This window comes from Streptomyces laculatispora, from assembly GCF_017353455.1.
GTDB classification, from domain to species: Bacteria; Actinomycetota; Actinomycetes; order Streptomycetales; family Streptomycetaceae; genus Streptomyces; species Streptomyces laculatispora.
This window is the reverse complement of the sequence record NZ_JAFMPZ010000412.1, coordinates 1-8,979: the sequence shown is the minus strand read 5'-3', so window position 1 is coordinate 8,979 and position 8,979 is coordinate 1. Positions and strand designations below refer to the sequence as shown.

Sequence of the window (8,979 nt, the reverse complement as noted above, 5' to 3'; positions counted from 1 at the left end):
TGTGTGGGGGGAGGGAGGGCGTGAGCGCCCGGTGGGACCGGTGGTCAGCTGAAGCCGATGGACTGGGTGCGGTCATTCATGAACGACCCGATGGCGGCGCTGTTCTCCTCGAACGGGCCGTCCCGGTCACCGTTCAGTCCCGGCTCGGGGTAGAGCCAGACTGCGCAGCCGCCCCACGGCTGCAAGGAGGAGATGCGGTTCTTCCAGTCGTCCCCGAGGTCGAACTGGAAGTTGACCCAGCCGTCCTTCACACACGGCTCGGCGCCCCAGATGGTCAGGGACGCGCCTCCGTACTGCTCGTCTTCGAAGAAGGTTCCCTGGATGACTCCGTCCTGAGCCTGGTCGGCCATTCGGGCGTTGAACGCGTCGCTGTGCACCGCTTCGGTCGCGGACAGTGGTGCCCCGGTGACCCGGCCTCCGCTGGCGGCCTCGATGGCCTCCGTGAACGTCCGATAACAACGCTCACTGCCGGACGTCGCGTTCACTGTGCAGTGCGGGGCGCCACCGTCACCAGTCAGTGGTCCGGCCGTGTCCCGGACGGCTGCGTCGGCCGACGGAGCGACGGCGGCGGCCGAAAGCAGCAGCGCCGCGGTCAGGATGCCGGAGGTACGTACGGATCTTGCACGCATAGGCAACATCACTTTCCTGAGGGTCAGTTGGCTCCCCGCGTCTTTCCGGGATCGCTCACGGCAAACCGGCCCGGTCGCGCTCTCTTTCGCCGACATGCCGACCTCGCAGTCCAGCTCCGGCTTCCCGTCTCCGAGTGTTCGGCCGAATGCCACCGTGTGCACACTGCACGGGTCTTCCGCCGGCCCGCCGGTTCTGGAACACTCCAGTCGCTTTCGCCCTTATGTTTCCTCACCCCACAGAGGCCCCACTCATGGAAGAACTCAACCGTCGCCGCCTCCTGCAACTCGCCGGGGGCACGGTCGCCTTCAGCGCGTTGTCGAGCAGCATCGCCCGTGCCGCGTCACTGCCCGCGAAGGGCCGTACGGGCACGCTCCAGGACGTCGAGCACATCGTCGTACTGATGCAGGAGAATCGTTCCTTCGATCACTATTTCGGCACCATGAAGGGTGTGCGCGGCTACGGTGACCCGCGTCCGGTCACGCTGCCCAGCGGGAAGCCGGTCTGGCATCAGAAGGACTTCCTCGGACGGGAGGTGCTGCCGTTCCGGCCGCCCGCCGACGATCTCGGGCTGCAGTTCCTCCAGGACCTGAACCACGACTGGGCCGGTGGCCACTGGGCTCTCAACAAGGGTAAGTACGACCAGTGGGTGCCCGCCAAGACCGCTACCACGATGGCCCACCTCACCCGTGAGGACATTCCGTTCCACTACGCGCTCGCCGACGCGTTCACCGTCTGCGACGCGTACCACTGCTCGTTCCTCGGCTCGACCGACCCGAACCGTTACTACCTGTGGAGCGGGTACACCGGCAACGACGGCACCGGCGGCGGTCCCGTGCTCGGCAACGACGAGGCGGGCTACGGCTGGAAGACCTATCCCGAGCGGCTGGAGGAGGCCGGGGTGTCGTGGAAGGTCTACCAGGACATCGGTGACGGGCTTGACGCCGCCGGCTCCTGGGGGTGGATCAACGACGCCTATCGGGGTACATACGGCGACAACTCGCTTCTCTACTTCAACAGTTATCGCAACGCAAAGCCCGGCGAACCCCTCTTCGACAAGGCGCGCACCGGAACCGACGTCAAGAACGGTGACGGGCTCCTCGATGACCTGAAGGCCGACGTCCGGGCCGGGACGCTCCCCAAGATCTCGTGGATCGTCTCGCCGGAGGCCTACAGCGAGCACCCCAACTGGCCCGCCAATTACGGAGCCTGGTACATCTCGCAGGTGCTGGACGCGCTGACCTCCAACCCCGAGGTCTGGGGCCGGACCGCCCTGTTCATCACGTACGACGAGAACGACGGATTCTTCGACCACGTCGTGCCGCCGTTCGTACCGTCCGGGGCCGCGCAGGGGCTGTCCACCGTGGACACCTCCGCCGATCACTTCCCCGGCGACATCCGGTACTCGGCCGGTCCGTACGGGCTCGGCCAGCGTGTGCCCATGACGGTCGTGTCCCCGTGGAGCACCGGCGGGTTCTCGTGCTCGGAGGTCTTCGACCACACCTCCGTCATCCGCTTCATGGAAGAGCGCTTCGGCGTGCACGAGCCCAACATCTCGCCCTGGCGGCGCGCCGTCTGCGGCGATCTCACCTCGGCCTTCGACTTCCGCCGCAAGGACACCGCACCCGTCTCGCTGCCCTCCACGGACGGATACGCGCCGCCGGACGGCAACCGGCACCCCGACTACGTACCGGTGCCGCCGGCCTCCGGCAGCGTGCCGAAGCAGGAGCCCGGCTCGCGGCGCACCCGGCCACTGCGGTACGCGCCCCTCGTGGACGGGGTGGCCGACCCGGCCTCCGGGAAGTATCAGCTCACCTTCAGCGGTGGCGACGCGGCCGGGGCGCAGTTCCTGGTGACGTCCGCGAATCGCGGCGACGGGCCCTGGACCTACACCACCGAGGCGGGCAAATCGCTCTCCGACCGTTGGAACACGGCCTACTCCAAGGAAGTGACCGACCTCACCGTGCACGGTCCGAACGGGTTCCTGCGTGCCTTCCGGGGGCCCGGCAAGGCGGCAGGGCCGGAGGTGACGGCACGTCATAACGCCACGAACGGAAGGCTCGACCTGACTCTCACCCATGCCGGAACGGGCACTGTCCAGCTGACCGTGCGCAACGCGGATGCCTACGGCGGCGGGGTGCAGACCTTCAAGGTGCTTGCGGGCGCGACCGTGAAGCACACCGTTGACCTGCGGGGAAGCAAGCGCTGGTACGACATCACGGTGGTCTCGGACGCGGACGCCACGTTCCTGCGGCGGTTCGCCGGGCACATCGAGACGGGCGAGGCCGGCACGAGCGACCCCGGGCTCGTCACCGGCTGACCGACCGGCCCGTGCCGCGGCACCGGAGATCTAGCTGTCATCGCAAGGACAGGGGCGCATGGGGGCCGGGTCCGGCCCGGTCCTGTGCGCCCCTGACCATCCGTCGGCTGCGCGGCGCCGCCCGTCGGGGCGTACCGCCACAATGCGTTAGGGTTTTGACGGGTCATGAGTTCCAGCGCGCAGCCCCGGCTGGCTGGACGGCACCCCGCTCCGCTGCGGGTGCTCCGGGTGACGACCTGCCCCGTGCGCGAGGTACGGGGAACAGCGGACCGCGGTGCAGACGCTCGGGGTCCATCATCCCCGGAAGGCGGGACTCACCATGCTGCGTCACCTCACCGAGAACGGCTCGGTGCGGAGCGGCGGCTGCGAGCGCTACGCCGCAGGCCATCAGGTGCACTGGATCCACGCCAAGAAGTGCCGGCAGGAGCCGGGGCAGGCCGTCGAGATACTGCTGACCGCCGGTGACGTCCGGGACGACGGGTGGGTCGAACTGCGTGCCGCGTTCGACTACGCGGGCGGCCTTCCAGAGGTGTGGACGCACGCTCCGGACGTGCTGAGGGAGGCGCTCGCCGGTCACCGCGGACGCGTGTACTGGCTGTCCCGGTGGCATGCGCTGAAGCTCGTGAACGGCGACGACCGGGTCGCCGGACTCGTCAACGTGGCCCTCGTCAGTGGGGAGTTGTGCGCCGCCGCGGCAGGCTCCAGTCGGCCGTAGCCGTAGCCGTAGCCGTAGCCCGTAGCCGTAGCGAGGGCGAGGACGAGGCGCGGTCGGGCGCGGGGTGGCCGGGGGCGGTACTTCGAGATGTTGGTCAATTGTGCGGAGATGTCCGCCCAGAGCTTCGTTCGGGCTGCACATTTGATCGCAGTTGACCGCTGTGGCGTCACATAAAATCCTTATAGTGGGCGTGCGTTGATCGCATGATCGTGACGCGTGAAGCTTCCGCCACAGAAGTCAGGACGATGACGCGCCCCTCCTCCGCAGAGCCCGAGCCCACCTTGCCCCCTCCGGAGTGCCCCGCGCACGCGGCGCCGGGGGCCGTGCCGCTCAGCGGGCCCGCGTTCCAGACCGAGCCGCATGCCGTCTATCGCGCCATGCGGCGTGATCACGGGCCGGTCGCCCCGGTGGAACTGCTGGGCGGGTTCCCCGCCTGGCTGGTGATCGGGTACCGCGAACTGCATCAAGTCACCAGCGACGGCGAGCTCTTCCCGCGTGATGTCGGCCTGTGGAACCAGTGGAAGAACATCCCCGAGGACTGGCCGCTGCTGCCCATGGTCGGGCGGCCCCTGCCGTCCATCTATTTCAGTGCGGGTGACGAACACCGGCGGCACGCCCGGATGGTCGGGCCCGCCCTCGAAGGAGCCGACCCTTTCCAGATCCGCAGCCACTGCGAGCAGTTGGCCGACCGGCTGATCGACGCCGTGTGCAGCCGGGGCACCGCCGACCTCGTCGCCGACTTCTGCGAGCCCCTTCCCGTACTCGTCCTCGCGCGGCTGGTCGGATTCCCCGATGACGAAGGCGCCGACATCGCCCAGGTGCTGAAGGACCTGGCCGACGGCGGTCCGGGGGCGCAGGAGGCTCATCTGCGTTTCGGGGAGCACATGCGGCGGCTGGTCGCCGCCAAGCGCGCCGAGCCCGGGGACGATGTGACCTCCCGGATGCTCGCCTTCCCCGAGGCCTTCACCGACGAGGAGTACATGCTCGACCTGATGGCCATCACGGCCGCCGGGCACCTCACCACCGCCGACTGGATCAGCAACTCGCTGCGGCTGATGCTCACCGAGGCCGAGTTCGCCGACTCGATGGCAGGTGGGCGGCGCAGCGTGGCCGAGGCCATGAACGAGGTGCTCTGGCAGGACACGCCGACGCAGATCCTCGCCGGACGCTGGGCCTCCCGGGACACCCGGCTCGGCGGGCAGCGGATCAGGGCGGGGGACATGCTGCTGCTCGGGCTCGGCGCCGCCAACACCGATCCGCTCATCCGGCAGAACCTGTCCGGCGGCGGTGCCTCGGCCCAAGGGGGCAACGGCGCGCATCTCGCCTTCAGCCACGGCGAGTACCGGTGCCCCTTCCCCGCTCAGGAGATCGCCGAGACCATCGCCCGTACCGGTATCGAGGTGCTGCTCGACCGGTTGCCCGACCTCGACCTCCGGGTCGCCGTCGCGGACCTCGTACGGCGGCCTTCCGCGTTTCTGCGCGGGACCACCTCGCTCCCCGTTCGGTTCACCCCCGTTCGTACGACAGGAGACCCCTCGTGAACTGCCCTCACGCCGCCGCGCACACAGCTGCCCCGGGCGGCGGGACCGTCGTCATCGACCCCATGGTCCAGGACCTGGACGGTGAGACGACGAGGCTGCGCGACGCCGGGCGGCTCGCCCGGATCGAGCTGCTCGGCGTGCCCGCCTGGACCGTCACCCGGCATGCCGACGCCCGTCAGCTCCTGGTCGACCCGCGGCTGGTGAAGGACATCGACGCCTGGGGGCTGTGGCAGAGGGGAGAGGTGACACATGCGTGGCCCCTCATCGGGATGATCGATGCCGGGCGGTCCATGTTCACCGTGGACGGCGCCGAGCACCGGCGGCTGCGGACCAAGACCTCCCAGGCGCTCACGCCTCGCCGGCTGGAGGCCATCAGGCCCGACATCGAGAAGTTCACCGGGGAACTGCTGGACGCCCTCGCCGAAGGCGGCAGGGACGGGGCCGTCGTCGACCTCAAGTCGGTGTTCGCGCAGCCGCTGCCGATGCGGGTCGTCGGCATGCTGATGGGCGTGGACCCCGCCGAGAACGCCATGCTGACCAGGCAGTACAAGGCCTTCTTCTCGATGCTCACCCCGCAGGACGAACGGCTGGCCCTGCTGGCCGAGTTGGACGTCTTCTACGCCGGGCTCGTGCGAGAGAAGGCCGCACGGCCCACTGATGACCTGACCTCCGCGCTGATCCTTGCCGAAGAGGGCGGCGAGCCCCTCACCGAGGAAGAGGTGGTGGGCAATCTCAAGGCGATGGTCGCGGCCGGCCACGAGACCACCATCGGGCTCATCCTCAATGCGGTACGAGCCCTGCTGGCCCACCCGGAACAGTTGCGGATGGTCCTCGACGCAGAGGTCTCCTGGGAGAGCGTGATCGAGGAAACGCTGCGGTGGGACACCCCGACCACTCATCTGCTGATGCGGTTCGCCGCCGAGGACATCCAGGTGGGTGACGACGTCATCGCCAAGGGCGAGGGCGTGGTGATCTCGTACCGGGCGATCGGCCGGGACTTCGAGCAGCACGGCGCCGACGCGGACGCCTTCGACATCACCCGCCCCACCCCCATCCGGCACATGACCTTCGGCCACGGTCCGCACATCTGCCCCGGGGCGGCGCTCTCCCGGGTCGAGGCGGGGATAGCCCTGCCGGCCCTCTTCGCACGCTTCCCCGCGCTGCGGCTCGCGGTGCCGGACGCGGATATCCGCAAGCTTCCGGTGATGACGCAGAACGACATGGAAGCCTTTCCCGTTCTGCTCAACGCCTGAATCCGATTCGACCGGCGGCGCGGGCAGCCCGAGCAGGCTGTCCGGCATATCGTGGCGGTAGCCGTACGGGCGCCGACGGCGGTAGGGGACACCGAGTCGAAGCGCTTCGCCGCATCTGGCCGCAACTGCCGATGCAGGCCGGTAGGCACGCCGGTGTCCGACGTCGTTCTGTGATGGAGAGCTGAATGGTCACCCTTGCCGAGGTCGCACAGCACGCCGGAGTCTCCGCGAGCACGGTGAGCTACGTCCTCAGTGGGAAGCGGTCCATCTCGGTACCCACCCGGGAGCGGGTGGAACAGAGCATCAAGCAGCTCGGCTACCACCCCAACGCGGGTGCGCGGGCGCTCGCCAGCAGCCGGTCGAACATCATCGCGCTCATGGTGCCGCTGCGTACCGACATGTACGTCCCCGTGATGATGGAGATCGCCATCGCGGTCGCCACCACGGCCCGCACCCATGGTTACGACGTCCTGCTGCTGACCGGTGAGGAGGGTCCCGCCGCGGTGCGCCGGATCGCCGGCAGCTCGCTCGCCGACGCCATGATCCTGATGGACGTCGAGCTGCACGACGAGCGGCTGCCGCTGCTGCGCGAGACCGACCGTGCGGCCGTGCTCATCGGACTGCCCGCCGACACCGACGGACTCACCTGCGTGGACCTCGACTTCGAGGCGACCGGGGCGCTCTGTGTGGAGCACCTCGCCGGCCTCGGGCACCGTGAGGTCGCGGTGATCGGCGAGGCGGCCGCGGTGTACGAGCGGCACACCGGTTTCGCCGAGCGGACCGTCGACGGGGTGCGGGCCAAGGCGCGGGAGGCCGGAGTGCGGGTCCTGCACCGGCCCTGCGAGGGCGGCTATCCGGCGATGGCCCAGACCCTCTCGCGGATATTCGACGAGCGCCCCGGCACCACCGGCTTCATCGTGCAGAACGAGTCGGCGGTGGAGCCGCTGCTCAATCTCCTGCGGCAGCAGGGCCGCGCCGTCCCCGAGGACGTGTCCGTGGTCGCGATCTGCCCCGAGCAGGTGGCCGCCCAGGCGTCGGTGCGGCTGACCTCCGTGGCCATCCCCGCGCAGGAGATGGGGCGCCGCTCGGTCGAACAGGTCGTCGCCAAGCTCTCCGGCCGAGGAACGGACGAAGTGGAGCTGCTGGCACCGGAGTTGACGGTGCGGGAGAGCACCGGCCCCGCCCCGAGGTGACACCCGACGGCAGTGCGCGCGCGAGCCGGCCCCCGTGCGGGGGCCGGCTCCTGGTGCGTACGGCTCAGCTCGCGGAGACACCGAATCCGTTCGTCGTGAAGTTCAGGCCGCCCGGCGACGAGGTGATCTCGTAGCCGAACTGGACGTCGCCGATGGTCTCGTTGCCCCACCAGCCCTTGGTGTCCTTGATCCACTTCAGGATGGGCAGGATGTCCACCGAGCCCGAGACGGAGTCCGAGGTGCGCAGGAACGAGAAGACCTGGTTGGCCCCGTTGTCACCCTTGTAGACGGTCCAGGAGTGGCCGCCGAGAGTCACCGTGCCCTGCGAGGTGCCGAGCGGGCCCACGGCGCCGTTGTGGTTGACCCAGAGCGTGAGCTCGTAGTCGTAGTCGGTGTCCCAGATGTCGTACGAGGTGTTGTAGGCACCGGACGACGGGACGGTGACGTTGTAGTTGCTGGTCAGCGACGACAGCGCGGTGATGGACTTGCCGACGACCTTCTTGGCGTTGGGGTACGACTTGATGCCGCCGGTGTTCGGATGGTCGGCCGAAACGCCCCAGTTGGAGGACGAGTTGGCCCAGATGGACTGTGAACCCGCGCCGGAACTCCAGATGTTGTTGTACAGGGTGTATCCGTCTGAGGTGGTGTAGTTGCCCCACTGGTCCGAGGAGGACCAGATCGCGGCCTGGGCGGGGGCGGCGGCGAAGCCGATCAGAGCCGCCACTGCCGTTGCCGGGGCCAGTACGAACCGGCTGAGCGTGCGGGTGCGTGTTGCCATGGTTGTCCTTCCATGGTGGGGGGATGGGGTGGGGGGAGTGCTACCGCGGCCCCAGTTCGAGGACGCGGTCCACGCCGGCCGCCAGCTCCAGCGGAGCCGCGGTGCGTCCGGCGGAGGATCGGGTGAGTGCGCTGCCGTCTCCCGTGCGGACATCGACACGGGCGTCACGGGCGGGGCGCAGCACCGCGGTCGCGGTGCCGTCGGCGGACCAGCGCAGATCCAGAGCCGCGCCGAACCTGGTACGTATGCCGCGCAGTTCACCGCTGGGGCAGCCGGCCAGCGGTGCGGGCAGCAGGACCAGCCGTCGGGGTGTCGACTGGACGAGCGACTCGATCACCGCCGCGGGCAGCGCATGGGCGGCGTCCGCGTTGTAGACGTCGCGCCCCGGATAGTGCGCGCTCATCAGGGAGTCATGGAAGAAGTCGCCCGCGAGCACGGCGTCCAGCGCCGCGGATGCCCGTACGCCGTCCCGCAGCCGCGCGGCGATCAGCGCGTGGTGCAGATGGCCGTGGGCGGAGTCGTTCTCCGAGCCGCGCAGCTCCAGCGCGCGAT

The 8,979-nt window shown here is 69.3% G+C and carries 7 protein-coding genes, 1 pseudogene and 1 riboswitch; of the genes and pseudogenes, 5 read left to right on the top strand and 3 right to left on the bottom strand.

The annotated features are described in order from the left end of the window. Positions 1-44: 44 nt before the first annotated feature. Positions 45-629 carry a hypothetical protein gene (locus tag J1C73_RS20910; RefSeq protein ID WP_242644477.1) on the bottom strand — a complete coding sequence of 195 codons (585 nt, stop codon included), beginning with the start codon at positions 627-629 and terminating at the stop codon, positions 45-47. A 251-nt stretch (positions 630-880) separates the two neighbouring features. Here J1C73_RS20910 and J1C73_RS20905 point away from each other — a divergent pair, with 251 nt between their 5' ends. The 5 genes from J1C73_RS20905 (at position 881) to J1C73_RS20885 (ending at position 7,649) form a co-directional block, all read left to right on the top strand. After that, the gene (locus tag J1C73_RS20905; protein WP_207317762.1) at positions 881-2,947 is read left to right on the top strand and encodes a phosphocholine-specific phospholipase C; all 2,067 of its coding nucleotides are present in this window, start codon (positions 881-883) and stop codon (positions 2,945-2,947) included. Positions 2,948-3,108: 161 nt separating this feature from the next. After that, positions 3,109-3,218: riboswitch (SAM riboswitch) on the top strand. Positions 3,219-3,266: 48 nt separating this feature from the next. Beyond that, positions 3,267-3,662 carry a hypothetical protein gene (locus tag J1C73_RS20900; protein WP_207317761.1) on the top strand — a complete coding sequence of 132 codons (396 nt, stop codon included), beginning with the start codon at positions 3,267-3,269 and terminating at the stop codon, positions 3,660-3,662. Between the two features lie 245 nt (positions 3,663-3,907). Further along, a complete protein-coding gene (locus tag J1C73_RS20895) occupies positions 3,908-5,203 on the top strand; it encodes a cytochrome P450 (RefSeq protein ID WP_207317760.1) in 1,296 nt (431 codons plus the stop codon). Continuing rightward, on the top strand, positions 5,200-6,456 hold the full coding sequence (locus tag J1C73_RS20890; protein WP_207317759.1) for a cytochrome P450 family protein: 1,257 nt from the start codon (positions 5,200-5,202) through the stop codon (positions 6,454-6,456). The genes J1C73_RS20895 and J1C73_RS20890 overlap by 4 nt, the downstream gene beginning before the upstream one ends. A 185-nt stretch (positions 6,457-6,641) precedes the next feature. Further along, positions 6,642-7,649 (top strand): LacI family DNA-binding transcriptional regulator, encoded by a 1,008-nt coding sequence (locus J1C73_RS20885; RefSeq protein ID WP_123464255.1) that lies wholly within the window; start codon positions 6,642-6,644, stop codon positions 7,647-7,649. A 64-nt stretch (positions 7,650-7,713) separates the two neighbouring features. On the opposite strand, the gene J1C73_RS20880 is transcribed toward J1C73_RS20885, so the two are convergent. Both J1C73_RS20880 and J1C73_RS20875 read right to left on the bottom strand, forming a co-directional pair. Further along, on the bottom strand, positions 7,714-8,427 hold the full coding sequence (locus J1C73_RS20880; protein WP_207317758.1) for a GH12 family glycosyl hydrolase domain-containing protein: 714 nt from the start codon (positions 8,425-8,427) through the stop codon (positions 7,714-7,716). Between the two features lie 40 nt (positions 8,428-8,467). After that, positions 8,468-8,979, bottom strand: a pseudogene (locus J1C73_RS20875) (glycosyl hydrolase family 95 catalytic domain-containing protein); the annotation flags it as partial.

Bases quoted from the DNA above. Each gene is read 5' to 3' on its own strand.
- J1C73_RS20905 (WP_207317762.1), top strand. From the start codon at position 881: ATGGAAGAACTCAACCGTCGCCGCCTCCTGCAACTCGCCGGGGGCACG.
- J1C73_RS20895 (WP_207317760.1), top strand. From the start codon at position 3,908: ATGACGCGCCCCTCCTCCGCAGAGCCCGAGCCCACCTTGCCCCCTCCG.
- J1C73_RS20880 (WP_207317758.1), bottom strand. From the start codon at position 8,427: ATGGCAACACGCACCCGCACGCTCAGCCGGTTCGTACTGGCCCCGGCA.
- J1C73_RS20885 (WP_123464255.1), top strand. From the start codon at position 6,642: ATGGTCACCCTTGCCGAGGTCGCACAGCACGCCGGAGTCTCCGCGAGC.
- J1C73_RS20900 (WP_207317761.1), top strand. From the start codon at position 3,267: ATGCTGCGTCACCTCACCGAGAACGGCTCGGTGCGGAGCGGCGGCTGC.
- J1C73_RS20910 (WP_242644477.1), bottom strand. From the start codon at position 629: ATGCGTGCAAGATCCGTACGTACCTCCGGCATCCTGACCGCGGCGCTG.